This is a genomic window from Winogradskyella sp. HaHa_3_26 (genome assembly GCF_019278425.1).
Classification (GTDB): domain Bacteria; phylum Bacteroidota; class Bacteroidia; order Flavobacteriales; family Flavobacteriaceae; genus Winogradskyella; species Winogradskyella undariae.
On record NZ_CP058981.1, the window covers coordinates 417082 to 444018 of the forward strand.

20 protein-coding genes and 3 tRNA genes are annotated in these 26937 nt (G+C 31.5%); 11 read left to right on the forward strand and 12 right to left on the reverse strand.

What is annotated here, in order from left to right:
- Positions 1 to 63: 63 nt before the first annotated feature.
- Positions 64 to 567: a phosphoribosyltransferase family protein gene (locus tag H0I32_RS01780; protein ID WP_173589586.1), complete on the forward strand. Its 504-nt coding sequence runs from the start codon at positions 64 to 66 to the stop codon at positions 565 to 567.
- On the opposite strand, the gene H0I32_RS01785 is transcribed toward H0I32_RS01780, so the two are convergent.
- Positions 559 to 1080: a shikimate kinase gene (locus H0I32_RS01785; RefSeq protein WP_179313885.1), complete on the reverse strand. Its 522-nt coding sequence runs from the start codon at positions 1078 to 1080 to the stop codon at positions 559 to 561. The two genes, H0I32_RS01780 and H0I32_RS01785, sit on opposite strands and share 9 nt — an antisense overlap.
- A gap of 129 nt (positions 1081 to 1209) precedes the next feature.
- Between H0I32_RS01785 and H0I32_RS01790 the strand changes: the two genes are divergently transcribed.
- From H0I32_RS01790 to H0I32_RS01820, 7 genes are all read left to right on the forward strand, one after another.
- A tRNA-Lys gene (locus tag H0I32_RS01790) sits at positions 1210 to 1282 on the forward strand.
- A gap of 134 nt (positions 1283 to 1416) precedes the next feature.
- Positions 1417 to 1489, forward strand: a tRNA-Lys gene (locus tag H0I32_RS01795).
- Positions 1490 to 1546: 57 nt separating this feature from the next.
- Positions 1547 to 1630 (forward strand) — tRNA-Leu (locus H0I32_RS01800).
- Between the two features lie 154 nt (positions 1631 to 1784).
- Positions 1785 to 2684 carry a MerR family transcriptional regulator gene (locus H0I32_RS01805; protein WP_179313886.1) on the forward strand — a complete coding sequence of 300 codons (900 nt, stop codon included), beginning with the start codon at positions 1785 to 1787 and terminating at the stop codon, positions 2682 to 2684.
- Positions 2684 to 4144 (forward strand): phytoene desaturase family protein, encoded by a 1461-nt coding sequence (locus H0I32_RS01810; RefSeq protein WP_179313887.1) that lies wholly within the window; start codon positions 2684 to 2686, stop codon positions 4142 to 4144. The genes H0I32_RS01805 and H0I32_RS01810 overlap by 1 nt, the downstream gene beginning before the upstream one ends.
- 22 nt (positions 4145 to 4166) lie before the next feature.
- The gene (locus H0I32_RS01815; protein WP_173587014.1) at positions 4167 to 5006 is read left to right on the forward strand and encodes a phytoene/squalene synthase family protein; all 840 of its coding nucleotides are present in this window, start codon (positions 4167 to 4169) and stop codon (positions 5004 to 5006) included.
- 18 nt (positions 5007 to 5024) lie between these two features.
- Complete coding sequence (locus H0I32_RS01820) at positions 5025 to 5471, forward strand: sterol desaturase family protein (protein ID WP_173587013.1); 447 nt, start codon at positions 5025 to 5027, stop codon at positions 5469 to 5471.
- Positions 5472 to 5480: 9 nt separating this feature from the next.
- Here H0I32_RS01820 and H0I32_RS01825 read toward each other — a convergent pair whose 3' ends face one another.
- From H0I32_RS01825 to H0I32_RS01860, 8 genes are all read right to left on the reverse strand, one after another.
- A complete protein-coding gene (locus H0I32_RS01825; RefSeq protein WP_179313888.1) occupies positions 5481 to 6050 on the reverse strand; it encodes a TlpA family protein disulfide reductase in 570 nt (189 codons plus the stop codon).
- A gap of 334 nt (positions 6051 to 6384) precedes the next feature.
- On the reverse strand, positions 6385 to 8649 hold the full coding sequence (locus H0I32_RS01830) for a T9SS type A sorting domain-containing protein (RefSeq protein ID WP_179313889.1): 2265 nt from the start codon (positions 8647 to 8649) through the stop codon (positions 6385 to 6387).
- Between the two features lie 118 nt (positions 8650 to 8767).
- Positions 8768 to 11038 (reverse strand): aconitate hydratase, encoded by a 2271-nt coding sequence (locus H0I32_RS01835; RefSeq protein ID WP_173587010.1) that lies wholly within the window; start codon positions 11036 to 11038, stop codon positions 8768 to 8770.
- Positions 11039 to 11255: 217 nt separating this feature from the next.
- Positions 11256 to 14033, reverse strand: a complete 2778-nt coding sequence (locus H0I32_RS01840) for a bifunctional aconitate hydratase 2/2-methylisocitrate dehydratase (RefSeq protein ID WP_179313890.1) — start codon at positions 14031 to 14033, stop codon at positions 11256 to 11258.
- Between the two features lie 272 nt (positions 14034 to 14305).
- A complete protein-coding gene (locus H0I32_RS01845; protein ID WP_179313891.1) occupies positions 14306 to 15259 on the reverse strand; it encodes an AAA family ATPase in 954 nt (317 codons plus the stop codon).
- Positions 15260 to 15265: 6 nt separating this feature from the next.
- A complete protein-coding gene (locus tag H0I32_RS01850) occupies positions 15266 to 16723 on the reverse strand; it encodes a peptidylprolyl isomerase (protein ID WP_173587007.1) in 1458 nt (485 codons plus the stop codon).
- A complete protein-coding gene (locus tag H0I32_RS01855; protein ID WP_246293609.1) occupies positions 16671 to 17522 on the reverse strand; it encodes a peptidyl-prolyl cis-trans isomerase in 852 nt (283 codons plus the stop codon). Before H0I32_RS01855 ends, H0I32_RS01850 begins: the two co-directional genes overlap by 53 nt.
- 10 nt (positions 17523 to 17532) lie before the next feature.
- Positions 17533 to 19476, reverse strand: a complete 1944-nt coding sequence (locus tag H0I32_RS01860; protein WP_179313892.1) for a peptidylprolyl isomerase — start codon at positions 19474 to 19476, stop codon at positions 17533 to 17535.
- Positions 19477 to 19734: 258 nt separating this feature from the next.
- Here H0I32_RS01860 and H0I32_RS01865 point away from each other — a divergent pair, with 258 nt between their 5' ends.
- Both H0I32_RS01865 and H0I32_RS01870 read left to right on the forward strand, forming a co-directional pair.
- A complete protein-coding gene (locus tag H0I32_RS01865) occupies positions 19735 to 20193 on the forward strand; it encodes an SRPBCC family protein (RefSeq protein WP_173587005.1) in 459 nt (152 codons plus the stop codon).
- 16 nt (positions 20194 to 20209) lie between these two features.
- Positions 20210 to 20449 (forward strand): hypothetical protein, encoded by a 240-nt coding sequence (locus H0I32_RS01870; RefSeq protein WP_173587004.1) that lies wholly within the window; start codon positions 20210 to 20212, stop codon positions 20447 to 20449.
- A gap of 75 nt (positions 20450 to 20524) precedes the next feature.
- On the opposite strand, the gene H0I32_RS01875 is transcribed toward H0I32_RS01870, so the two are convergent.
- Genes H0I32_RS01875 through H0I32_RS01885 form a run of 3 tightly spaced genes read right to left on the reverse strand, consistent with a single transcriptional unit; the run spans position 20525 to position 24552 of the window.
- Positions 20525 to 21676, reverse strand: a complete 1152-nt coding sequence (locus H0I32_RS01875) for a lycopene cyclase family protein (protein WP_246293610.1) — start codon at positions 21674 to 21676, stop codon at positions 20525 to 20527.
- A 12-nt stretch (positions 21677 to 21688) separates the two neighbouring features.
- Positions 21689 to 22573 carry a patatin family protein gene (locus tag H0I32_RS01880; protein ID WP_173587002.1) on the reverse strand — a complete coding sequence of 295 codons (885 nt, stop codon included), beginning with the start codon at positions 22571 to 22573 and terminating at the stop codon, positions 21689 to 21691.
- Positions 22573 to 24552 (reverse strand): M1 family metallopeptidase, encoded by a 1980-nt coding sequence (locus H0I32_RS01885; protein WP_179313894.1) that lies wholly within the window; start codon positions 24550 to 24552, stop codon positions 22573 to 22575. Before H0I32_RS01885 ends, H0I32_RS01880 begins: the two co-directional genes overlap by 1 nt.
- A 192-nt stretch (positions 24553 to 24744) precedes the next feature.
- Here H0I32_RS01885 and recG point away from each other — a divergent pair, with 192 nt between their 5' ends.
- Positions 24745 to 26847 carry an ATP-dependent DNA helicase RecG gene (gene recG / locus H0I32_RS01890; protein WP_179313895.1) on the forward strand — a complete coding sequence of 701 codons (2103 nt, stop codon included), beginning with the start codon at positions 24745 to 24747 and terminating at the stop codon, positions 26845 to 26847.
- Positions 26848 to 26937: the final 90 nt, after the last annotated feature.

Here is a 26937-nt window from a genome sequence, read left to right on the forward strand (position 1 = left end):
AATTAATTTCATAAAAGAAATACAAGGTAAAGAACTGTTTTTTATCTTTGAAAAAAAGAGTAAATGGCACTTACAAAAAATACAATTCTAAGTCATAAAGAGATAGAGCATAAAATAAAACGTATTGCTTATCAAATTTATGAAAGCAACGTTAATGAAACAGAACTTATCATTGCAGGTATTGAAAGCAATGGGTATTTGCTCGCTAAAAAAATAAAAGCGAACCTAGATAATATTTCTGACATCGAATCTACGCTTTGCAAAGTTAAAATTAACAAGACAGCACCGACAGATCCTATAAAAACATCTATGGCTGCAGAAGATTATACTAATAAATCTTTAGTTCTTGTTGATGATGTTTTAAACTCAGGAAGCACTTTAATTTACGGTATTAAACATTTTTTAGATGTACCATTAAAACAATTTAAAACAGCTGTATTAGTAAATCGTAATCACAAAAAATACCCAGTAAAAGCAGATTTTAAAGGGATTTCTCTTTCTACATCTTTATATGAACATGTACATGTTCATTTATCTAAACAGCCGTATGAAGCTTATTTAGATTAATTGAGCTTTCAGTTCATCTAAGATCTCAAGTTGTGTTTTACGATCTGTATTAATCATATATTGAGATTGACTGTAATATTGAGAACGCTCAAATAGGTGTTTTCCTATAAACTCTGTTAAATCTTCTTTAGAAGTTAAGTGACTAATTAATGGTCGCTTTTCTTTTTCTGTAAATAAACGATCCACTAAAAGCGGAATAGAAAGCTTTAGATAAAAACTCTTTACATTTGTATTATTGATCAATAATGGCATGTTATTACTATAACAAGGCGTTCCTCCTCCTAAAGCTAAAACAATATTTTCTGAAGAATTTATAACTTCGATTAAATATTCTGTTTCCTTTTTTCTAAAATAGATTTCTCCTTTTGACTTAAATATTTCTGATATTGAGGCTGTTTCTTTTTCCGCGATGTAATCATCGAGATCTAAGAAACTGTACGACAAGGATCTAGCCAACTCCTTTCCAAGAGTTGATTTTCCTGATCCCATATACCCTATTAAAACTACAATCATAATGCTTATAAATTGATTATTAAACCTATAGGTTTTGACACAACAAAAAAAACGAAAAAAAATTAAAAAAAGTGTTGTTAAATTAAAGAAAGCTTATATATTTGCACCCTCGTTAGAAAAAACGATAAAGACCAGTTAGCTCAGTTGGCAGAGCATCTCCCTTTTAAGGAGAGGGTCCTGGGTTCGAGCCCCAGACTGGTCACTAAAATTGTTAAGTGTAATGCTTAGCATTTTTTTTGAATAATTAGCCAACAAAAAAAGTTTAAAAAAATTTAATTTTTATTCTTTATATTTAAATAAAGGTGTTATATTTGCACCCCGTTAGAAAAACATAACGACCAGTTAGCTCAGTTGGCAGAGCATCTCCCTTTTAAGGAGAGGGTCCTGGGTTCGAGCCCCAGACTGGTCACTAAAAAAAGTTAAGCTCTCTGCTTAACTTTTTTTTTATCTTTACTTCATATATTTTGCGCACGTGGCGGAATTGGTAGACGTGCCAGCTTGAGGGGCTGGTGGACATTAGTCCGTGGAAGTTCGAGTCTTCTCGTGCGCACAAATACTCACATTATCACTACTTTAATAATACTCCTTTTAAGCCTTTAATCACTTTATTTTCATCTTTCTTCTCTTCTTTTCTTTTTTTTTTGTTAATTATAGCCTTGATATTAGTATAAAGATTACTTTTGTTTAACTATTTTTATAAAAAAATGAACAATATTAAGAATAGATTCAGTATCAAGGATCTAGAAAACCTCACAGGAATTAAAGCACACACCATAAGAATATGGGAAAAACGCTATAGCCTTCTTGAGCCTAAGCGTACGGAAACTAATATAAGATATTATGATCTTGCTAGTTTTCAAAAATTACTTAATGTAAGTTATCTTAATAATAATGGTTATAAAATTTCTAAAATAGCAACTATTGAACCGCAAGAAATTCCACAATTAGTAAGAGAACTTGCTACTAAAACAAATTTAGATAGTCATGCAATAAATGCTTTTAAATTAGCGATGCTAAATTTTGATCAAGCATTATTTTATAAAACATACGAAACGTTACTTTCAGAAAAATCTTTTGAAAATATTTTTTATAACATATTTATACCTTTACTCACAGAGATTGGCTTATTATGGCAAACAGATACTATAAATCCAGCTCATGAGCATTTTATATCCATACTCATCCGCCAGAAGATTTTAATAAATACAGAAAAAATACAATCTACTCAATCACACAAACCTCTTAAAACTTTTGTACTTTATCTACCTGATAATGAAATACACGATCTTGGTTTAACATTTATTCATCACGAAATTATCAGTAATGGTCACAGATCGATATTTTTAGGACCAAGCGTTCCTTTAGACAGTTTAATTGAGCTTAAAAATTATTATGACGATATTACATTTATATCGTATTTCACAATAAAACCAGAAAAAGAAAATTTATTAAATTATATTAATGAGTTCAAAGATCGTTTAATAAAGGATTCAAATACAAATTTCTGGATTCTAGGAAACAGAGTTAATGATCTAGAAACAGAACAATTAGCAAACAACATTACCGCATTCAAAACCATTAAATCTCTAACTGACACATTATAATGAGCAAAACAATCTCTATAATAGGTTCTGGTTTTTCAGCTTTATCAGCATCATGCTATTTAGCTAAAGCAGGATATGAAGTTTCTTTATACGAAAAAAATGATTCCGTTGGAGGAAGAGCAAGGCAAATCACAAAAGACGGTTTCACTTTTGATATTGGTCCAAGTTGGTATTGGATGCCTGATATATTCGATAAATTTTTTAACGATTTTGGTAAAAAAACAAGCGACTATTATCAACTCGATAAATTGAGTCCTGCGTATAAAATTTTCTTTTCGGATGATGTTATTACTATCGGAGATCACATGGATCAAATTTGTAAAGAATTTGAACGTATTGAAAAAGGAAGTTCAATTCCCTTGCGTAACTTTATAACTAAAGCCCAAGACAATTATAACATTGCCATAAACAAAATTGTACTAAAACCAGGTTTATCGCCTTTAGAGCTTGTGACTAAAGATACTATAACTCGTTTAGATCAATTTTATAAAACCATCAGTTCTGAAGTTCGTAAAAACTTTAAGAACCCTAAATTAATTTCAACATTAGAATTCCCTGTATTGTTTTTAGGAGCAAAACCTAATCAAACACCTTCATTTTATAGTTTTATGAATTTTGCTGATTTTGGCTTAGGAACTTGGCATCCTAAAGGTGGCATGTACGAAATTGTAAAAGCCATGAAAAGCTTAGCTGAAAGTTTAGGAGTCACTATTCACACTAATAGTAATGTTGAAAAAATTAGTGTAGAAAACAAAAAAGCAAAAAGTATTACTGTTAATGGAAAAACGATAACTTCTGATGTCATTTTAAGTGGAGCAGATTATCACCATTCCGAAACACTTCTTGATCAAAATTACAGACAATACAGTGAAGCCTATTGGGACAGCAAAACATTTGCTCCTTCTTCCCTACTCTTTTACGTAGGTATTAATAAGAAACTAGAAAACGTAGAACATCATAATTTATTCTTTGATACTGATTTCGAAAATCATGCGGAAGAAATTTATGATGATCCTAAATGGCCTAAAAATCCATTATTTTACGTTAACTTCCCTTCAGTGACAGATTTAAGTATGGCACCGGAAGGTTGTGAAACAGGATTTTTCCTTATTCCAATTGCTCCAGGACTTGAAGATACCAATGAATTACGCGAAAAATATTTTAAATTGATTATTGATCGATTTGAAAAAAGAACAGGACAAAATTTAAATGAACATATACTTTTTAAAGAATCTTATTGTGTTAATGATTTTATAGAAGATTACAATTCTTATAAAGGAAATGCTTACGGAATGGCTAACACATTAATGCAAACTGCTTTTTTAAGGCCAAAATTAAAAAGTAAAAAAGTAGACAGTCTCTATTTTACAGGACAACTTACCGTACCTGGTCCCGGAGTTCCGCCGGCTTTAATTTCAGGAAAGCTAGTTGCTGAACTGATTCAACAAAATGAAGTTTAACAACTAAGAAAAAATTACACCTATGAAATTAATTTTTGACACAGTTTCTAAAGAATGTAGCAAGGTCGTTACAAACGCTTACAGTACCTCATTCTCTTTAGCTACTAAGATGTTATCTGATACCATCAGACAAGATATTTATAACATATACGGATTTGTACGCTTTGCTGATGAGATCGTAGACTCTTTTCATGATTATGATAAAGAGAAACTTTTTACCATGTTTGAAAAAGATCTTGAAGCAGCTTTAGAAAATAAAATTAGCTTAAATCCTATTTTAAATTCTTTTCAAGAAACCTATCATAAATACGGAATTGACAAACATTTTGTTGATGCCTTTATGAATAGTATGCGATTAGATCTTCATAAAAAAGATTATTTAACAGATGAAGAGTACAAAGCATACATCTATGGCTCTGCAGATGTTGTTGGTCTTATGTGTCTTAAAGTTTTTGTAAAAGGAAACCAAACTCAATTTGATGAATTAAAAGATTCTGCAATGAGTTTAGGGTCTGCTTTTCAGAAAGTGAATTTTTTACGTGATTTGAAAGCTGATTTTGAAGATTTAAGCAGAACTTATTTTCCAAATACCGATTTAACGCAACTCGATGAAGCTTCTAAAAAAGCCATTATAACAGAAATTGAAGAAGATTTCGCAAAAGGTTTAGAAGGCATAAAACGTTTACCTTTAGAAGCGCGTTTTGGTGTTTTTATGGCTTATCGTTATTACAGTAAACTGTTAGATAAACTTAAACAAACTCCGGCTTTACAAATAAAATCAACTAGAATTAGGGTTCCTAATTATAAAAAAATAGAATTACTCACTCGAAGTTATGTTAAATATCAACTCAACTTACTTTAAATTTATTTAAACAGTATTATGCAAACATTTTTTTGGATACTTATCTTTTTCGGAACATTCTCTATCATGGAGTTTAACGCATGGTTTACACACAAGTATATTATGCATGGTTTTTTATGGAACTTACACAAAGATCATCATCAAAAAGATCATGATAGCTGGTTTGAGCGTAATGATGCCTTCTTTATTTTTTATGCTATTGTAAGTATCACTTGTTTTTACCTTTGGAGTTATGAAAACGTTTGGTATACACTTCCTATTGGTTTAGGCATATTAGTTTATGGAATGGCTTATTTTATTGTTCATGATATATTTATTCATCAACGCTTTAAATTACTTAGAAATATTGATAATAAGTACGCAAGAGGTTTAAGACGTGCACACAAAATGCATCATAAACACACAGGGAAGCATAAAGGTGAAAACTTCGGAATGCTTGTTGTTCCTTTTAAGTATTTTAAATAAGTTTTTATTTTATTCTGAAAGTAAATCGTCTAGCTGTTTTCTAACCGCAGTACTATTCCAGTTAACTGCACCAGACTCATCTACGACGATTGCTCCACTTTTATCTATAATGAATGTTCTAGGTATAGAACTTGTTGTGAGTGTTTCAGGTGGCTTAGAAATAGGTTGAAAAACTTCAAAACTAAACTCTTTGCTAGTTTTAAACTTCTGTACGGTTTCAAGTTCATCATTGGTAACAAATAGAAAAACAACTTCTGTATTATAGTCATTATATAATTCTTGAAGACTTGGCATTTCTGCAATACAAGGCGGACACCAAGTAGCCCAAAAATTAATCAGCACAACCTTTCCTTTTGTATCTTTTAAATTTAATCTTACATTATTCTCCGATTCTAATTCCCAATTAGCATCACTTACATTTACTCTTTCTTCTTTATCTATAAGAGAAGACTGATTGATAAAACTGAGTCCTTTATGGAGCCATATTTGAATAGGCTCTCTAGTTTGAGGTATAAAAAATAGTAGAAGAATTACAATAAAAATAATATTAGAAATTCTACCTTTTTTAGATTTCGTCATAATACATCCTTTATAAAAAAATGAAGCACATTAATATTTTACGATAATGTGCTTCAAATTTAATAACAAAACTCTAGATAACTTTAGACTTTCATTTCTATTATTAGTTAGCCATAATAGTTACTTTAATTACTGAGCTTAAAATTTTTCTTTTTATAGCCAGAGAATACATGTTCTTCCTTATAAGTTTACATCATCAAAAAAACAAAGTCTATTCATAAATATCAGGAATAATTAATATACTTAAATAGGTCGCTCGTTAGTAGATTTACTTACGCTATAAACATAAAAAGCCCCTGATATACAGGAGCTTTATATAACATGTTTTAAATCATTATTTTTTGATTAACTTTTTTAATCCTAATTGTCCGTTATGATCTTTAACTTTTACAAAATAAACACCTTTTTCTAAAGAAGAAATATTTAGTTGAATAACTGAAGTTTGTTCTGCTGTGTTTGTTAACATCGTCTTTCCTAAAACATCAAAAACAGTAATCTCTACATTAGATTGCGCGGAATTAAAATTTAAACTCACAACTTCTTTTGAAGGATTTGGTACTAAAGAGAATTGCGCACTCAAACTATGCTGTTCAATTCCTAAAACATCTACAAATTCCGTATTAAAAGTATTAGTAATTACAGGTTCATTAAAATCAAATATTATACCTGCTGTATTTGGTACAATATCACCTATTTCATAGCCTGCTAATGGTTTTATTTTGTAATACACAAATCCATGACTATTAGGTTCATCAGTAGTTTCATCTGCTAGATTTATATTATAGAAATTCCATGTTAAATTATCAAAATCACGCTCAATCCCATATGAATGACTTGCTCTTAACATTTGAAACGTAGTTTTATCTAATTTTTCATCTAGATTATTATTGATAGTTACATTTATGGCACTAGCTGTACCCACATTTTGAAACCTAATGGTATAATATAAATAATCGTCTTCCGTGAAACTAACGTGTTCAATTTCTGGTCCATGAGACTCATTAATATCATTAGGATCATAAGAACCAATAATAATCTCTGATAAACTAGATGTATTATTTTCAGCGACCACATCACTTGTTGCTGTTGTATATTCTGCAACATTAGTAATCAAATCTCCTAAATTCGCAGAAGTTGAGACCAATAAGTCCACATAAATCACTTCACTTTCGCCTGGCAGTAAATCCACAAAGTCTAAAGTAAATCCAGTTGCTGTTGATGTAATGGTATTGCCTGCACTTAATCCTGTTGATCCAGAATATTCAACAATAGCATCTTTAGTAAATGTTACACTACCAGAACTTACCGTTGACTCGCCATAATTCTTTACAATTAGCATATTTCTATATGTAAATCCAGGTCTAGGAGCTGACCAATATGATAGTAAATTCACTGAAATATCATCACAAATATCTTGTACTATTAAATTCATCTGTGAAATTTGAACACATTCTGAGTTTATACTACTCTCAACTCTAACGTAGATTACCTCATTACTTCCTATATAATTATTAGGAGATGAAATGGGATTGGTATTAGTATCTGCATCAACTAAAGTATTATAATAACTTATATTATACCGATATGTACTTAAGCCAGATAGCACTAAACTATTTCTACTCGTTAAATTAAAAGCACCAATGCCATCAGTAGCAGAGCCACTTGTAGTATCACAAACAATATAATCTAATTCCGTATTTGGTGTTGGTTCTGAAATTGATAATAATTGAAATTGAGTAATGCTTAGATATGGATCGCAATTAAAATTAGTGTTATTTGGATCATATACCCTTGCATAAATAGTTTGATTAGGCGACAATGCCGTATAATTAGAAGCATTCGTAATTGGATTATTTAGATTACTAGCATCATTATAGCTAACAAAATAATTAACCACTGCGAATTGTTGACCTCCAATAATTTGAGCATCATTTGTAGTTAAATCAAATACGTTGTCCGTGGCATCAATAGAACAATCTCCCATATTAGAAACCCAATTAGCAAAATAAAATGAATCAGTATAAATATCTATTTGTAACACATCGTAACATAGTCCATCATTTACTTCTATACGTAAATAAATAGTAATTGCATCACCATAAGTATAAAAGCCAACTGCATTATTATCATTTCCGAGAATAGCATCATTCTCATATTCATAATATTTCTTTGTTATGTTAGAAACATTATTTAGCGTATTTTCAATCTGTAATTCATATATTGAAAAATTAGGACATTGAACAAATTCATAATTGTAATTCGTTACAGTATCACTCTTTAAGATTTGAACCCAATCAACATGATTACTGTCATCAGATAATGTTGCTATTATTTTATAAAAGCCACCTTCATTAACAGCTCCATTTAAATTAAATATAGAATTAGTTGCCCCTTCAATTTCTGTAGTTGAACCAAGAGATAATCCATAATACCACTGATACGTAATATTTGTGTCTGTTGTATTTATTACAGTTCCATCAAGCTCAAGAGAACCCATTTCACATAAATATAAACTAGGTGGTAAATCGATGGTTTGTGCCAAAATTTCATTGGTTTGCAATAACAAGATGACACTTAAAAAGAGTAGTAATTTTTTCATAGGATTGAATTGTAAAAACGAATATACTCTTTTTATTTTAGTACTATCTTCCTAATTTATAGGCACAAAAAAATCCGTTAGAAACTCTAACGGATTTTTATTAATTATAACTTAACAACTAAGCATTGTTTTCTTTTTTAATTAAATTTAAAGCAGAACCTTCGTTATACCACTCAATTTGAGCTTGATTGTAAGTGTGATTTAAAGCAATTAAATCCTTACTTCCATCTGCATGTACAGCTTCAAGATGTAATTGTTTGTCTGGTGCAAATTCATTTAAATCTGTAAAGTTGAAGGTATCATCTTCCTGAATTAAATCGTAATCAGCTTCATTATCAAAAGTTAAACCTAACATTCCTTGCTTCTTAAGATTTGTTTCGTGAATACGAGCAAAAGACTTCACTATAACAGCTGCAACACCTAAATGTCTTGGCTCCATTGCTGCATGTTCTCTAGAAGAACCTTCACCATAATTATGATCTCCAACAACTACAGTTTTTATTCCTGCTGCTTTATAAGCTCTTGCTGTATCTGGCACACCTCCAAATTCACCTGTTAATTGATTTTTTACAAAATTAGTTTTCTTACCAAATGCATTTACAGCACCAATTAAACAGTTATTAGAAATATTATCTAAATGTCCTCTAAAACGTAACCATGGTCCTGCCATAGAAATATGATCGGTTGTACATTTACCAAAAGCTTTAATCAATAATTTAGCTCCAGTAATAGAACTTCCTAATGGTGTAAAAGGTTCTAATAATTGAATACGCTCTGAAGTTGGATCTACAGAAACAACAACACCACTTCCGTCTTCTACGGGTTTTAAATATCCATTTTCTTTAACTTCAAAACCTTTTGGTGGTAATTCCCACCCTGTTGGCTCTTCGAACATTACTTCTTCTCCATTCTCGTTTATTAATTTATCCGTCATTGGATTAAAATCTAAACGACCAGCAATTGCAATTGCTGCAGTTAACTCTGGTGAAGCTACAAAAGCATGTGTATTTGGATTTCCGTCAGCACGCTTTGCAAAATTTCTATTAAATGAATGCACAATACTATTCTTCGGTGCATTTTTAGGATCACTATATCTAGCCCATTGTCCAATACATGGTCCACAAGCATTGGTAAAGATTTTAGCGTCTAATTTTTCGAATACTTGAAGGATTCCATCTCTATCTGCAGTATAACGTACTTGCTCCGAACCTGGATTAATACCTAATTCAGATTTCATTTTTAAGCCTTTATCTAAAGCTTGCTGTGCAATTGATGATGCTCTTGATAAATCTTCGTAAGATGAATTTGTACAAGAACCAATTAACCCCCATTCAACTTGAAGTGGCCATTCGTTTGCAGTCGCTTTTTCTGTCATTGCACTACCAACTTCAGTAGATAAATCTGGCGTAAAAGGTCCGTTTAATAAAGGTCCTAATTCTGAAAGATTAATTTCTATAACTTGATCAAAATATTGTTCTGGGTCTGCATATACTTCTGCATCACCTGTTAAGTATTCTCTAATTTTATTTGCTTCATCAGCAATATCTGCTCTATCTGTAGAACGTAAATAACGCTCCATAGAATCATCGTAACCAAACGTTGAAGTTGTCGCTCCAATCTCCGCTCCCATGTTACAAATAGTACCTTTACCTGTACAAGACATTGAGGTTGCACCAGGTCCAAAATATTCTACAATAGCACCTGTTCCTCCTTTAACGGTAAGAATTTCAGCAACTTTTAAAATAACATCTTTTGGTGCTGTCCAACCCGAAAGTTTACCGGTTAACTTAACACCTATTAATTTAGGAAATTTAAGCTCCCAAGCCATTCCTGCCATAACATCTACTGCATCAGCACCACCAACACCTATAGCTACCATACCTAATCCACCCGCATTAACGGTGTGTGAATCGGTACCAATCATCATTCCTCCTGGAAATGCATAATTTTCTAAAACCACTTGGTGAATAATACCTGCGCCTGGTTTCCAAAAACCAATACCATACTTATTTGATACCGATTCTAAAAAATTAAAAACCTCACTACTTGTATTATTTGCATTCTTTAAATCTGTAGCAGCACCATCTTTAGCCTGAATTAAGTGATCACAATGTACAGTAGTTGGCACAGCTACTTTTGGCTTACCAGCTTGCATAAATTGTAACAAAGCCATCTGTGCCGTTGCATCTTGACAAGCTACACGGTCTGGAGCAAAATCTACATAATCCTTTCCCCGTGTAAAAGCCTTATCAGTTTTTCCATCCCACAAATGTGAGTAAAGTATTTTTTCTGAAAGCGTTAATGGTTTACCAACAATATTACGTGCTTTGTCTACACGGTCTGTCATTTTGGTATATACCTCTTTAATCATGTCGATGTCGAATGCCATATTATTTCTTGTTATTTTTAAATTAATTCAATCCTACAATATACAAAATATAGAATAACTATAAAAAAGAAAAAAGTTAAGCTTAATATAAACCTTGTAACAGCAATTCTTATCAAAAAAAAAAAAGCTTCCTTCAACTCAATAAATTGAGTCTTAAATAAACACAAAAAAGCCTGAGTCAATGACTCAGGCTTTCTATTATAAATAAACTTTTAATTTAGCTTACTAACTTTTTGCTAGAAGGCTTAAATTTTGTTAAAACAATACCTTCAACTGCTGCTTCATACTCTGCCATAGTTGGTGTTCTTCCTAAGATTGTAGATAATACTACAACTGGAGTAGATGATAACAAAGATTCTCCTTTTTTCTCTCCATCATCTTTTACAACTCTTCCTTGGAATAAACGTGTAGAAGTTGCCATAACCGTATCTCCTGGTTCTGCTTTTTCTTGATTACCCATACATAAGTTACAACCAGGACGCTCTAAGTATAACATGTTTTCATACTTAGTACGTGCTAAACCTTTTGGTGCGCTATCATCGAACTCAAAACCTGAATATTTTACTAAAACATCCCAATCTCCTTCTGCTTTCAACTCATCAACAATGTTATAAGTTGGAGGAGCAACAACTAAAGGTGCTTTAAATTCTACTTTACCATGTTGTGCTTCAATATTTTTTAGCATTTGAGCTAATATTTTCATATCCCCTTTATGCACCATACAAGATCCTACAAATCCCAAATCTACTTTTTTAGTTCCTCCGTAGTAGGATAATGGTCTAATATTATCGTGTGTGTAACGTTTAGATACATCTTCGTTATTTACGTCTGGATCTGCAATCATTGGCTCAGCAATTTCATCTAAGTCAATAGTCACTTCCGCGTAATATTTAGCATCAGCATCTGGTCTTAACGCTGGTTTAATACCCGTGTTAAGTTCTGTAATTCTAGTTTCTGCTTTATCAACAAGACCTTTAAGAACTTGCTTTTCGTTATCCATACCTTTATCAATCATGATTTGGATACGACCTTTAGCAATCTCTAAAGATTCGATTAATGTTTCATCTTCAGAAATACAAATAGAAGCCTTAGCTTTCATTTCTGCTGTCCAATCTGTAAATGTAAAAGCTTCATCTGAAGTTAAAGTTCCGATATGAACTTCAATAACACGACCTTGGAATACGTTTTCGCCTCCAAATTGCTTAAGCATTTGTTGTTGCGTTGCATGAACAACATCACGGAAATCCATATAAGATTTCATTTCTCCTTTAAAAACAACTTTTACAGATTGAGGAATTGGCATTGAAGCCTCACCTGTTGCTAATGCTAAAGCTACTGTACCTGAATCGGCACCAAAAGCAACACCTTTAGACATACGTGTATGAGAATCTCCACCAATAATGATGTCCCAATCTCCTACTGTAAGATCATTTAATACTTTATGAATAACATCTGTCATTGGGAAATATTTCCCTTTAGGATCACGACCAGTAATCAAACCAAAATCGTTCATAAAACTCATTAATCTTGGAATATTCGCTTTAGATTTATCATCCCAAACAGAAGCTGTATGACAACCCGATTGGTATGCACCATCTACAATTGGAGAAATAACAGTAGCTGCCATCATCTCTAATTCTTGAGAAGTCATTAAACCTGTAGTATCTTGAGATCCTACGATGTTTACTTCTACACGAACATCAGAACCTGCATGTAATGTTTTACCAGGCGTTGTTCCTACTGCATTTTTATTGAATATTTTTTCAACTGCAGTAAGTCCTTGATTTTCTACAGAAATTTCTTTTGAAGTTGCATATACTTCAGGAGCAACGATACCTAAAGTTTTAGCTGCAAATGTTTGTAATTTTTTACCAAAAACAACAGCATAAGAACCACCTGCTTTCATAAACTCCATTTTCTGTGGTGTAAATGCTGCAGAAATATCGTTTAATTCTGTATCTCCGTTATATAATTTTTTCTCTTTTGTATTTATTGTAAGTACTGTTCCTGTTGCTACAGAATATACTTCTTTTAAAACAGGTTCTCCTTCTTCGTTACGAATTGTGTTTCCTTCAGCATCCTTTTGTTGTACCCAGTTTTTAAGATCTAAACCAATACCTCCAGTTACACCAACAGTAGTTAAGAAAATTGGAGAAATTCCGTTTGTACCTGCAATTACTGGAGCAATATTAATAAAAGGAACATAAGGACTAGATTTAATACCTGTCCATAAAGCCACGTTATTTACACCAGACATTCTAGATGAACCAACACCCATCGTACCTTTTTCAGCAATTAACATCACACGTTTATCAGGATGTTGTGCTTGTAATGCTTTTAATTCGTTTTGTTGTTCTATGTTATGCTCAAATAAACACTGACCGTGTAATTCTCTATCTGAACGCGAGTGTGCATCACCTCCTGGAGATAATAAATCTGTAGAGATATCACCAACACCAGCAACAAAAGTTACAATTTCAATTTCTTCATCTAATTCTGGAAGTTTAGTAAAAAACTCTGCTTTAGCGTAGCTTTCTATAATTTCCTTAGCAATAGCACTTCCTCCTTTATAAGCTTCTTCTAAACGATCCATATCGGCTTCGTAAAGGAATACTTGTGTTTTTAAAACTTCAGCAGATTCTTTAGCTATTGCAGCATCACTACCTAAAGCTAAATCTAACAATACGTCTACTGAAGGTCCTCCTTTCATATGAGATAATTGCTCAAAAGCGAAAGTTGGAGTAATTTCTTTAACCGTAGATTCCCCTAAAATGATTTCCTTTAAAAACTTAGCTTTAACACCCGCTGCAGCAGTGGTTCCTGGTAAAACATTATAGATAAAAAAGTTTAGAGAATCTTCTCTATATTCATTATTTACGTCTTTAATTTGCTCAATAATTTGGTTAAGTAATTCAGAACCATCAATTGGTTGCGGATGAAGTCCTTGACCTTTTCGGTCTTCTATCTGCTTTAGGTAATCAGTATAAATGTTCATATAGTATATAATAGAGTTGTTTTAAGTTGTTTTTGTTTTTAAACGAAACAAATCTACACATTTTAAGAATATGTAACATTATTGCATATTCTTTAAATATATAGTACAATTAATTTTAATTATCGACAATAACGCACATAAGCAACTAAAAAACAATATTTTAATAAAAAAATGAGTGAGTTGTCTTATTTAGAATAAATATGAATTATAAAAAGTAAAGGTGGAATTGCATTTACAAAATCACTAAGGTTACAAAATTAAACCTCTTTTAGTTAAAACAAACTTTGAATAATCTTCTCGTCTGTAATACCTTCTGCTTCTGCTTTGTAGTTTTTAATAATACGATGTCTTAGAATCCCCGTAGCAACGGCTTGGATATTTTCTATATCTGGAGAGAATTTACCTTTTGTTGCAGCATGTGTTTTAGCAGCCAAAATTAAATTTTGTGAAGCTCTTGGACCTGCTCCCCAATCTACAAATTCTTTTACAATCTCTGCAGCAGAATTTTCTTTTGGTCTCGTTTTAGCAACTAAAGACACAGCGTATTCAATAACATTATCTGCTACAGGAATACGACGAATGACATTCTGAAAGTCTATAATTTCTTGTGCTGTAAATAAAGAATTAACTGTTTTTTTAACATCAGTTGTTGTCGCTTTAACAACATCGACTTCTTCTTGAAATGAAGGATATTCTAAATTAATAGCAAACATAAAACGGTCTAATTGAGCTTCTGGCAAAGGATAAGTTCCTTCTTGCTCAATTGGATTTTGTGTTGCTAAAACAAAATAAGGTAAATCTAATTTATATGGATGTCCAGCAACTGTAACTGAACGCTCTTGCATCGCTTCTAATAAAGCGGCTTGCGTTTTAGGAGGTGTTCTGTTAATCTCATCTGCTAAAACAATATTAGAAAATATGGGACCTTTTATAAATTTAAATTGTCTGTTTTCGTCTAAAATTTCGCTACCTAGAATATCACTAGGCATTAAATCTGGTGTAAATTGAATACGTTTAAAATTCAATCCTAAAGCCTGAGCAATTGTGTTAACCATTAATGTTTTTGCCAGACCAGGTACTCCTACTAAAAGTGAGTGACCTCCTGAAAAAATAGAAATTAAAATTTGATCTACAACCTCATCTTGACCAATGATAACTTTAGCAACTTCTTGCTTTAAGTCAGCAAATTTTTTAACGAAATTTTCAATCAGATTAACATCAGACATATATTCTTATTTTTTTAGCCAGTTACTTTGATAATCACAATCTTTATACTCTCCATTAATTTTAATGTAAGTATCTACAATCGTTTCCTTTTGCCATTTACCAATAGCTTGAACTTGTTTATCTTGTAATGCTAAGTTTTTAATTTTAAGATAATCTTTTGCGAAATCTGCTTTATGATCATCTAAACGATCAGTTACAGTTAAAATCTTAAATTTAATTCTATTAACACGATCTTCATCTTGTAAAACTTTACTAATTTCTCCATCTTGTAAATCTTGAATTTGAGAATAAAGTTCTGGCTCCATTTTTGTTAATTCGAAATTAAAATCTTGAGTTGTAGGGTTTGTTAATTGACCACCTTCAAACTTCGTTTCTTTTTCATCACTAAACTCTCTTGCTGCATCTTCAAATGTTAAAGAACCATCAACAATCTTTGCTCTTACTTCGTCTATTTCATCTTTAGCTTTCTGTATTGCATCTTGAGTTAATTCTGGTCTTAATAAAATATGTCTTACATCATATTCTTGACCTCTAATTTTTTCTAAGAATACAATATGGTAACCAAAATCAGTTTCAAATGGTTTTGAAATTTCACCTTCTTGCATAGAGAAAACAACATCTCTAAATTCTTTAACCATCCTTGGCTGTTTTCTATTCATGGTTGGTAATCTTCCACCATCACTTTTAGAACCATCTTCAGAATAAAAAATAGCTTTAGTTATAAAACTAGATCCATTTTCTTCAATATCCTTTTTAAATTCATTTAGTCTATCAATAACACTTTGTTTAGCTTCTTCAGTCACTTCAGGAATAACAACAATTTGCGCTAACTTTAATTCAGTACCAAATATTGGACGCTCGTCTTCTGGAATTTCATTAAAAAAAGTACGAACCTCTTCTGGTGTTACTTCAATATCTCCAGTAATTTTAGCCTGCATTTCTTGAGCTAAATATCTGTTTTTATTGATCTCGTTCATTTCTTCACGCAATGCTTCTTCAGAATCTTTTTTGTAAAATTCTAATAAGCCTTGCATATCTCCTTGTGTTTGTCCTAAAATACCTTGTATTTGCTGATCTGTAGTTTGACTAATCTGTAATTCGTTAACCAGAATACTATCTTGAATAGCTTGGTGTGCATACAATTTACTTTCTAATAAACTTCCAAAAAGCTCACATCTTGTCAAATCTTTTAAATCTGCTCCTTGTGCTTTTAGTTGTGCAATTTCTCTGTCTAAATCTGATTCTAAAATGATAAAATCACCGACAACAGCTGCAACACCGTCTGCTTTGATCCTCGATTTCTTTACAACACTGTCTTTTGGTTGTTCTACTGGAGCAAGAATTTCATCATCGATGATTTCTTGAGCATTAATAATGTTAAATGAAATAAAGCAAACTAATAACGCTGCTTTAATTGTAAGTTTCGAATTTATTGTTTTTAATAGCATCTGTTGTAATATCATTTTCGAGTTGCTTGATGAGCTCTAGTTTTCTCTTGTTTATAACAATTTTTTTAATCGACGAATTAACATAATCCAAAGGTGCATAATCATTTTGAAGTCGCACGTCGTTTACTAGCATCAAATATAGGTTTAATGAATCTTTGAGGTGTAAGAAATTTGTTTTTTTTAACAGTTCATTTTTATTTGTATTATTTATAATAGGAATTTTTTCTGCAACATGATTTAATTTAACCCAAAGTGAATCATTTAATGAGTACGATTTGAATTGTACAGAAATAGAATCTAAATAGATTTTATCTTTTTCTTCAAAACGTTTAAAACGCATTGTTATAGTATCTAAATTAATAGGGTTTAAAGGTAAACTTACATATCTCAACTGAATAAGATCATCGTTTAACTTGAAAGATTCCTTATTTGCTTCATAAAATAACTCTGCTGTTTCTCTAGGGACAAAAGAATCTATACTTTTCTTAACTAAGCCTTCTAAATATGCTTTTGTATACAAATCACTTTTATATTGTTCTACTAATTTTGAAAATTCTGATTGTTTTTCTTCTGAAAGATTAACCAAAGCGCCATCCATTAAAAGTAATTGCCTTGCCCAACGCTCTATATAAGAATTGACGATTAAAGTACTATCTTCCTTAGAGGTTCCGCTTGGTACGACATCAATTAAATCTTCTTCATAAAGAAAGCTTTCATTAACTCTAGCTACTGGCTTTAAATCCTCTGATGGTTTAATAAAATCACAGCTAGAAAAAAGCAAACATAAAATACCTATATATATAAAGTGTTTCAAAAAATACAAATTAGTTTCCAATTTTAGCTTTGATAGCATCTAGTGTTGTTTGATTAACGTCTATTTTAAAGCGTTCGTATAAATCATTAATCCAATTAGCTTCTATTTCCTCTTGGTAATCACTAATAACATTACCTCTAGCTTCTTCTAAGGTTTTCTGACCTGCAGGTATAATAGTCTTTACATCAATAACATGAAATGCATCGTGGTTTTCATAAACGTCTGAAACACCTTCTTTAGCTTTAAAGTCTGAAGGTAAAGTAGAGTCTTCTAATGTATAAGTTCCTTTTGAGAAGATAACATTTTGCTTGTCTTCTGTATTTAGTTTCTCTTCTATAAAAGCTTCAGATTTCCCTTTCTTCATCAATTTACGGATTTTCTTCATTTTAGATTTATCAGCAGATGAAGCAATAACAACCTCTACTCTATCTTTCCATAAATACTTCGATTTATTAGTATTGTAAAACGTTTCAATTCCCGTTGAATCTTTAGAAGCTTTATTCCAAACTTCTTTTTCCATTAAGTCGAACAATAAAAGTCCGTCTCTATATTCTTTTAAGATGTTTGCGTACTCTTTATTTTCAACTTCTAAATTATCTTCTCTATACTGAAGAATTGATTTTTCGTAAAAATTCTTAAATTCAGTAGTTACAATATTTTCAAAATCCTTGTTTTTAGCATTATGAATACGTTGTGCTGATTTTAAATGCTTTGCAAAATCTTCATATGTGAAAATAGTTTTATTAATCGTGAATAAAGTTTCAGTCGCTTTAAAGTCTTTTGGCTCTACCCAATTACGGCTAAGAAAATCGTCATTTAATATTGATACAAAATAAGGTTTTGACTTATCATTGAAAGTAATTTGATATTGATTTTCAAGTTTTGTAATCATCGCCTCATTAATCAACTTTGATCTTGAGTCTCTTTTTACTTTAGATTCAAAAGTTGCTTTTAAATCTTCAAACGGTGCAACAGGCTCTAAACTTAATCTTTTTACAATATGCCATCCATAAGCTGACTTAAAAGGTTGACTAACATCTCCATCATTTTCTAAACCAAAAGCTACATCTTCAAATTCTGTAGAACTTAATTGACCACTTTTAAAAGGTGCTAATTTACCGCCATTTTTAGCAGAGTTTTTATCATCTGAAAATTGTTTAGCTAAAGATTCAAAACTTTCACCTTGATTCAACTTTTTATAAATATCATTAATTCTAGCTTCTGGATTTGAAAGTGAATCTTTAGGATTAAAATTAACCATAATATGTTCTGCGGTTAAAGTACCTCTACTGCCTCTTCTTTCATTAACTTTTACAACATGATAACCAAACTGTGTTCTAAATGGCATAGAAATTTCTCCAACTTTGGTATTGTAAGCAGCAGTTTCAAAATCGTAAACCATTTTAAAAGCTGAAAAATAACCTAAGTCTTCAAGGAAAATAGTTTTACCATCATGCATTTCCTTTTTTACTTTATCATAACCTTCTTCTAAAGCACGTTTTCTTAAAGCTAAAACTTGATTATAAGCACTGATAGTATCATTAGACGAAGCATCTAAGCGGACTAAAATGTGAGATGCATTAATATCAATATTACTACGATCATAAGCTTCTCTGACCAAAGCATCAGTAACTTCATTATCTGCAATATAATTTTTAATCAATTGTTTCTTGTATCTAGAAAACTCACGTTGGTAACTTACATCTTCATCTAACTTTAAACGCTTAGCTTCTTTTAGTTTTAATTGATATTCTATGAATAATTTTAAGTAACCATCAATATCTTTTTGACTCTCGTCTTGAACTAAATCTAAATTTTTATTATAAACCCTAATAAACTCAGAAGCCATAATGGAATCATCAGCGACTTTAAGAAGTACCTCATCACTTTCTTGAGAAAAAGAAAAATTTAGTGCAAAAAACACTAGAAACAAACATTTGAATTTTAAATTCATGATTAATCCTTTATTATTTTATAGTTATTGATAAAGTATATTTATTTTTCAAACTTAGCAAAAGTAACATAATTAGTGTACTTAGCAAGCTGATTAAAAAGCATTATTTCAATAGTGCTCGCTAGTTACGGCGTAAAAACCAATCTAGAATAACAACTTATACGATTTATAATGATTTTAACAATGAAAACGGTACAGACATCGATTAGTTAAAACGATTACTATACCTTTTTTATACATTTATAGAAAACATTTTCTATGAAACACACTTTTGAAATATTAATTAACAAACCTATTTCATTAGTTATCAAAAAAATGAACTCTATTGACAATATAATACATTGGCAAGAAGGCTTTATTAATATGGAACATATTTACGGAAACCCGAATGAATTGGGTGCAAAGATGAAATTAAATTATAGCTTTGGAAATCGTAAAATGGAAGTCATAGAAACTATTACCAAACAAAATCTGCCAGACGAATTACACACTACATACGCAAGCAAAGGGTTACAAAACATTCAAGAAAATTATTTTAAAACGACAAAAGAAGATTACACTATATGGGTTTGCAAAAACAATTTTCAACCTACCAATTTCAAAATGAGCATAATGCTACTTTTAATACCTGGAGCATTTAAAAAACATACCAAAACTTATATGACTAACTTTAAACGTTTTGTTGAAAAAGGAACCTCTGTACATACATCTAAATAAAAAAGAAATTATAAAAATGCGAAAACTAAAATTGATATGGGATTTTAAAGGACCTGCCGGACAAAAAACAGCAGAACACCACCTTATTCATTTGAAAGAATATATTGTAATAAACAAACTAGATATTACAATTACAGGTGTTGAAACCATAAGCGACATGCATAGCTTAGCTTTTTTAGTTGTGGATGAATCTGAGATGAAACCAATACGAGATAGCCTAAAACCACACAGAGGACAAGTTTATCAAGATGGTTAGATGGTTAGATGGTTAGATGGTTAGATGGTTAGATGGTTAGATGGTTAGATGGTTAATTTATTAAAAAAAAAACCTCTATACTTTTCTGATAAAACGCTTAAAAAATGCTTGCATAAAACGCTTTGGTGGTACTGAAAGAATAATTTTTAAATCTTCAAAAAGTGTTGATTCTTCATCTAAAAACTTAAATATCGTTTTAATATTTGTTTTCCTAAACATTGAAGAGAATATAGAAGCGCCTTCATCATTATGATTTGCTAAAACATCTAAGAAAATTAAATCGTAAAATCGAAACTTTGTAGACTTCTGAAACTTTGATAGGTCTTCATTCTTCTTAAAAAAACTAATAACCTCTTTAGTCTTTTTAGACGTATTCTGAAATGTATAACCGGTACTTGCTTTGGTCCAACCTCCAGCTGTTCCAATATTCAGAATGTGCTGAGAATTTAAGCTATTAAAATCAAAAGAAGTCATAGGTATATTACCTTGCTCCTTTTCAATAATTTCATAATCTAAAATATTCCTCTGTTTTAAATAAGAGTGAATCCCATCTTCATATTCAGAAAACGCTAACAAATCTTTAGAAAACAAAGTGTATTCAAATAATGCTGTTTGCTTATTAATAGGTAACACATACATAAAACGTGTATTTCCTTTTTGAGGCACTGTAAAATCCATAAAGGTAGCTTTAGAATCATCAAACTTGTCTGTTTTAGTTTTTACAAACCAACCCACAAAATGCTGATGGATTAAAGGATATTTAGGATGTGCTGTATAAACCTCTGAGTTAGGTAAACTATTAAATAGCTTAGACCCAAAATAGGTTTCATTATTAGCAATAACCTCAACTCCGGTATTCGATTCTTCAAAATGATCTACTACGCCTTCAATAAAGGTAAAATTAGAATTAGAATTTATACGCGTCCAAAGTAAATTATAGAAAGGTTCGCTTCTCACCATTTTATAAACATAAGGTCTAATTGAAATGGTTTTAGAAAACGAATTACTTCCGAAGTAAACATTACTCCAAGTTTTGGTTAAAAGCGCATCCCACTCACCTGCTCCATCCTCCCAGAAGCACCAAGTTCTGTCGTTGCCTTTATGCTTCTCTTTATCAATAATTAAAATTGACTTATCATTAAAAAAAGCATCTTTAGACATGCGGTACGCCAGCAATAAACCCGAAGCTCCTGCTCCTAATATGATATAATCGTATTTTGATTTCATGTATGACCTCAATTACTCTTCATGACGACTTTCTGCATAATCATAACCTTCATGCCACCATCTCTCCATCAATCTTTTACTAAAAATTAGTGAGTTTTCAGTAAGACTTGTTGGTGTATAGTACAAATTAAGTTTTACATTTTTGTTTCTGGCTGCAAGCTTGCCAATCATAATATCATTTCGTTCTACCTGATTCAGTAGATGTCCGAATAAACTAATCATAAGTGAAAAGGGGTTTTTACCCAAAACTTTCTGTTTCCCTAAAGTTTCTGCCTCTAAAACAATAGCATCAATTTCAGTGGCTCCTCTTAAAATAGCTTCGCGAATAGGTATTACACTTCCTAATCCTCCATCTGCATATTCGTAACCATCAACTTTTGCGAGAGACATAAATGGTACATAGTTACAAGAAATCCATATCCAATTACAAAATTCTTCGTAAGTACATTCTTGTATAGACTTATACTCAGTACGGTTCATAGATAAATTAGCAACCGTTACCACAACATCGTGCTTTTCTTTTCTAATCTTTAAATACTCCTCATAAGTTACATGCTTTTTAATATGTCTTTTCAATGCTTTACTTTCTCCAAAAGTTCGTCTTCTTCTAATAAACTGCCATATTGAATTTACAAAATCTATTGAAACATATTCTCTATCCCCTTTTTTACGCTGAATGAAAGGACTAACACTAAAAATATCTTGCTGTTGTACATTAGTAAAAATATCATAAAGCTTCCCGATTTCATTTACAGCTAAATGCGGCACCAAAAGACTTCCTGTTGAAGTTCCTAAAAACATATCATATTCACGCTTCTCACGTTCCATAAGGTATTGTGCAACACCACCTGCAAATGCTCCTTTACTTCCTCCTCCAGATATTACTAATGCTCGCATTACTTTTTATTTTCTTCTAACTTGTTAGATAATTCTTTAGCAAACTTAACCATTCTCCAGTTATAATGTGATTTTGCTTTCTCTAAGTTTGCTTCACATTCTTCATTGCAAGATTTCATTAAATACAAATACTGAAATGCATTCATTCTTAAATCTACATTATAAGCTTCTCCTGTATAATCTACCAACTCATTAAATAACTTTTGTTTATCGTCTGTTTGATAATATGCCGTGTTTAAATTTAAAACAATCCATAATAAACGCACATTCTTATCACTAAAACCCGAAATACCTCGTGTTTTAGCCAAATATTTAGAACGCTCTAATGGAAAATTATTCCAAAGGTTATATAAGGCTTTCTCTATAGTGATGTACGATTGATCATCGAGTAACGATTCGTAATCCGTCTTTAGATTTTCTGGAATTTTAGTAACATATTGCGAAATAGCCTGACGCACTTTTATACCATTTTTAAAAGTACCTGGGGTCACTAAATCCGGAACTTGACTAATAACCTTTGCTTTTGCTTCATCTGACACGTAATACTTTAAATAATCTGCACACTTAGATGTTTTAGCTTCACAATCTACCATAGCATATTCATTAATAAATTCTGATTCCTTCCTTAAAACCTCATATGCTTTTTCGTATGGAAAGGATTTATTCTTAATCCAATAATTAACAAAACTGGTTAATGACTTACCGTAAAGACGTTCTACTTCTTTAATAAAATCTGAAGTTTCTACATTTCCAAATTGATGCTTTTCTAAATAATTTATAACCGCTTGCTTAAAAACACGATCACCAACAACACCTCTTAAAACATGTAAAACCCACGCTCCACGCTGATAAAAGGTTAAACTACTAGACTTAGGATCTAACAAAGATGTTCCTTCTCCCGAAAGCTCTTGATGACTTAGATCTATTATTGATTCTAAAAGTTTAAAGTTGAAATAATTTTCACCAAAAATATCGCGTTCCGCTAAAAGCGCATAATAGGTGGCAAAACCTTCTTGTAACCAATGATGCTCGCTCGATTTTGCCGTAACCAAATCTCCAAACCATTGATGTGCTAATTCGTGCGCATTAATATTTACATAGTTTTTATCATTAAAACCAATAGAATCTACCACGTAAGCATCTGAAAAAACCGTAAGACTTGTATTTTCCATACCTGCATATAAAAAATCATGAACAGGTACTTGCTTGTAATTCTGCCACGGAAAAGCAAATCCTATTTCTTCTTCTAAGAAATCGAACATTTGTTTTGAATAACGGTAAGTGGGCTCCACTTTTAAAGAATCTTCAGGATAATAGTAATACTCTAAAGGAATACCACTTTTAGATGTCTTTGTTTCTTTATTGTATTTACCATAAACCAAAGCTAATAGATAACTTGGCATTGGCTTCTTCATCTTATAAGATGTTTTAACGCTTCCGTTTGGCAATTCAATACGCTCCGTTATAGCTCCGTTTGATAAAAGTTTATATTCAGAATCTCCTACTAAACTTAAATTGAAAATAATTTTATCATTAACATCATCTATACTAGGAAACCAATTACTTGTATATTTCCCTTGACCTTGCGTCCAAACCTGTGGTGCATTTTCACGCTCTAAAAAATACATTGCTTTTTTAGGCTTTGCCGAATAGTTAAAACGAACCACATAAGATTCATTTTTTTTAAATGGGTAGTTAAAATAGATTTTATTATCAATATTTAAATATGATAGCGCACCAAAAACAGCATCACTTTTAGCTATTTCAACAGTATTAAATTTCATATTTACAGCATCTAAGAAAATAGAATCTGTAGCTTTCAAAATTTTTATTTCATAAGAAACATTACCTTCAACCAAAGTTGAATCTGGTATTAAATTTAATGTAGCATTGGCTTTAATAAAATTAACATAACTGGTTTGTTGTGCAAAAGCATGAGCTACTAAAAGCACAAAAACGATGATAAAAAATTTCTTCATAAAAAATATCGACAAGAATAATGACCAATGTAAAGATTTTATGCCGTTTCGAAAAAAGTACAGACAATAAATAACATTATTTTAGATATTGCCAATTGGAATTTAAGCAATAGAATACATTCTTTCCTAAATATCAGTTAATAATAAATTGATGAATCATAGATTTCAAAGGAATTAATTAAATTCGCAGTCATGAGTGTTAATTTACAAACCCCCATAGATTATCTTAAAGGCGTTGGTCCCAATCGTGCGGATTTGTTACGCTCAGAATTAGGCATCCAAACCTACCAAGATTTAATTAACCTTTTTCCCAATCGTTATATTGATCGTACCCGTTATTATAAGATAAACGAACTGCAACGAAATAATGCCGAAGTTCAAACTATAGGAAAAATCACAGGTTTTAAAGAAGTAGCACAAAAAAGAGGCAAACGTCTTGTTGCTAATTTTAGAGACGACACAGGCTCAATGGAACTCGTTTGGTTTAGAGGTCAGAAATGGATTAGAGAAAACCTTAAAATAGGGCAAACCTATGTTATTTTTGGTAAGACGAATTGGTTTAGCGGAAAATTTAGCATGCCACACCCAGAAATTGAATTACAAACGGAGCACGAAGGTAATTTACGCTCGGCCATGCAAGCCATTTATCCATCAACCGAAAAACTCTCAAACAAAGGCGTGACAAATCGTGTGGTGACCAAAATTATGCAACAATTGTTTTTGGAAACTAACGGACGCTTTGTTGAAACTTTACCTGATTCTGTAATGTCGGAGTTGAAATTAATTGCGAAACCAGATGCACTTTTTAATATTCATTTTCCGAAGACTCCAGAGCTTTTAGCAAAAGCACAATTCCGATTAAAATTTGAAGAATTATTTTACATTCAGCTGCAATTAATTATTAAAAATCTTATCCATAAATCTAAAATTAAAGGCTTCACTTTTGATAAAGTTGGCACTTATTTTAATACCTTTTACAAAGACCATTTACCCTTTAATTTAACCAATGCGCAGAAGCGTGTTTTAAAAGAAATTAGATTCGATTTAGGTTCAAATGCACAAATGAATCGACTTTTACAAGGTGATGTAGGTTCTGGGAAGACCATTGTTGCATTTATGTCAATGCTCATGGGACTTGACAACGGTTTTCAATGTTGCTTAATGGCGCCTACTGCTATTTTGTCAGCCCAACACTACCAAGGATTAAGTGAATTATGCAAACCACTAAATATCAGTGTTTCATTATTAACAGGCTCAACTAAAACTTCAGAAAGAAAAATTATTCACCAAAATCTTGAAAATGGCGATTTACAGATCTTAATTGGTACGCATGCTTTACTTGAAGACAAGGTTAAATTTAAAAATTTAGGTCTTGCAATTATAGATGAACAGCACAGATTTGGAGTCGCTCAAAGAAGTAAATTGTGGCGCAAAAATACACTTCCTCCAAATGTTCTTGTGATGACTGCAACACCAATTCCGAGAACCCTAGCAATGTCTGTTTATGGAGACTTGGATATCTCTGTTATTGACGAATTACCTGCAGGTAGAAAACCTATAAAAACAGTTCATCGCTTTGATAGTAATCGCCTGAAAGTTTTCAAATTCATGAAAGATGAAATCGCTTTAGGAAGACAAATTTATATTGTTTATCCGCTAATTCAAGAAAGCGAAAACATGGATTATAAAGATTTAATGGATGGTTATGAAAGTGTCTCTAGAGAATTCCCTATGCCCAAATATCAAATTTCTATTGTTCATGGTAAAATGAAACCTGCCGATAAAGATTATGAAATGCAGCGCTTTGTAAAAGGAGAAACCCAAATCATGGTTGCTACAACAGTTATAGAAGTTGGTGTTAACGTCCCTAACGCTTCTGTAATGATTATTGAGAGCTCAGAACGCTTTGGCTTATCTCAACTACATCAATTACGTGGTCGTGTTGGTCGTGGAGCAGAACAAAGTTACTGCATCTTAATGACGAGCTATAAATTAAGTCAGGATAGTAAAACAAGATTAGAAACCATGGTACGCAGTAGCGATGGGTTTGAAATTGCTGAAGTCGATTTAAAATTACGTGGACCGGGAGATATTATGGGGACACAGCAAAGTGGTATTTTAAACCTAAGAATTGCAGATATTGTAAAAGATAAAGACATTCTTCAGGAAGCGAGACACTATGCTAAAAGCATCTTAAAGCAAGACCCAAGTTTAACTCTACCAGAGCACAAAGTGATTCTTAACACGTACAGACAAATGAGCAAATACAGAAATATCTGGAATTATATTAGCTAAATAAAAGATTGAATAAAAACCTATATAATACTAAAAAAGAGAGACTTTAAAAGCCTCTCTTTTTATTTAAATTTATCTTTATATGTCTTA

Bases quoted from the DNA above. Each gene is read 5' to 3' on its own strand.
- H0I32_RS01780 (WP_173589586.1), top strand. From the start codon at position 64: ATGGCACTTACAAAAAATACAATTCTAAGTCATAAAGAGATAGAGCAT.
- H0I32_RS01785 (WP_179313885.1), bottom strand. From the start codon at position 1,080: ATGATTGTAGTTTTAATAGGGTATATGGGATCAGGAAAATCAACTCTT.
- H0I32_RS01805 (WP_179313886.1), top strand. From the start codon at position 1,785: ATGAACAATATTAAGAATAGATTCAGTATCAAGGATCTAGAAAACCTC.
- H0I32_RS01810 (WP_179313887.1), top strand. From the start codon at position 2,684: ATGAGCAAAACAATCTCTATAATAGGTTCTGGTTTTTCAGCTTTATCA.
- H0I32_RS01815 (WP_173587014.1), top strand. From the start codon at position 4,167: ATGAAATTAATTTTTGACACAGTTTCTAAAGAATGTAGCAAGGTCGTT.
- H0I32_RS01820 (WP_173587013.1), top strand. From the start codon at position 5,025: ATGCAAACATTTTTTTGGATACTTATCTTTTTCGGAACATTCTCTATC.
- H0I32_RS01825 (WP_179313888.1), bottom strand. From the start codon at position 6,050: ATGACGAAATCTAAAAAAGGTAGAATTTCTAATATTATTTTTATTGTA.
- H0I32_RS01830 (WP_179313889.1), bottom strand. From the start codon at position 8,649: ATGAAAAAATTACTACTCTTTTTAAGTGTCATCTTGTTATTGCAAACC.
- H0I32_RS01835 (WP_173587010.1), bottom strand. From the start codon at position 11,038: ATGGCATTCGACATCGACATGATTAAAGAGGTATATACCAAAATGACA.
- H0I32_RS01840 (WP_179313890.1), bottom strand. From the start codon at position 14,033: ATGAACATTTATACTGATTACCTAAAGCAGATAGAAGACCGAAAAGGT.
- H0I32_RS01845 (WP_179313891.1), bottom strand. From the start codon at position 15,259: ATGTCTGATGTTAATCTGATTGAAAATTTCGTTAAAAAATTTGCTGAC.
- H0I32_RS01850 (WP_173587007.1), bottom strand. From the start codon at position 16,723: ATGATATTACAACAGATGCTATTAAAAACAATAAATTCGAAACTTACA.
- H0I32_RS01860 (WP_179313892.1), bottom strand. From the start codon at position 19,476: ATGAATTTAAAATTCAAATGTTTGTTTCTAGTGTTTTTTGCACTAAAT.
- H0I32_RS01865 (WP_173587005.1), top strand. From the start codon at position 19,735: ATGAAACACACTTTTGAAATATTAATTAACAAACCTATTTCATTAGTT.
- H0I32_RS01870 (WP_173587004.1), top strand. From the start codon at position 20,210: ATGCGAAAACTAAAATTGATATGGGATTTTAAAGGACCTGCCGGACAA.
- H0I32_RS01875 (WP_246293610.1), bottom strand. From the start codon at position 21,676: ATGAAATCAAAATACGATTATATCATATTAGGAGCAGGAGCTTCGGGT.
- H0I32_RS01880 (WP_173587002.1), bottom strand. From the start codon at position 22,573: ATGCGAGCATTAGTAATATCTGGAGGAGGAAGTAAAGGAGCATTTGCA.
- H0I32_RS01885 (WP_179313894.1), bottom strand. From the start codon at position 24,552: ATGAAGAAATTTTTTATCATCGTTTTTGTGCTTTTAGTAGCTCATGCT.
- recG (WP_179313895.1), top strand. From the start codon at position 24,745: ATGAGTGTTAATTTACAAACCCCCATAGATTATCTTAAAGGCGTTGGT.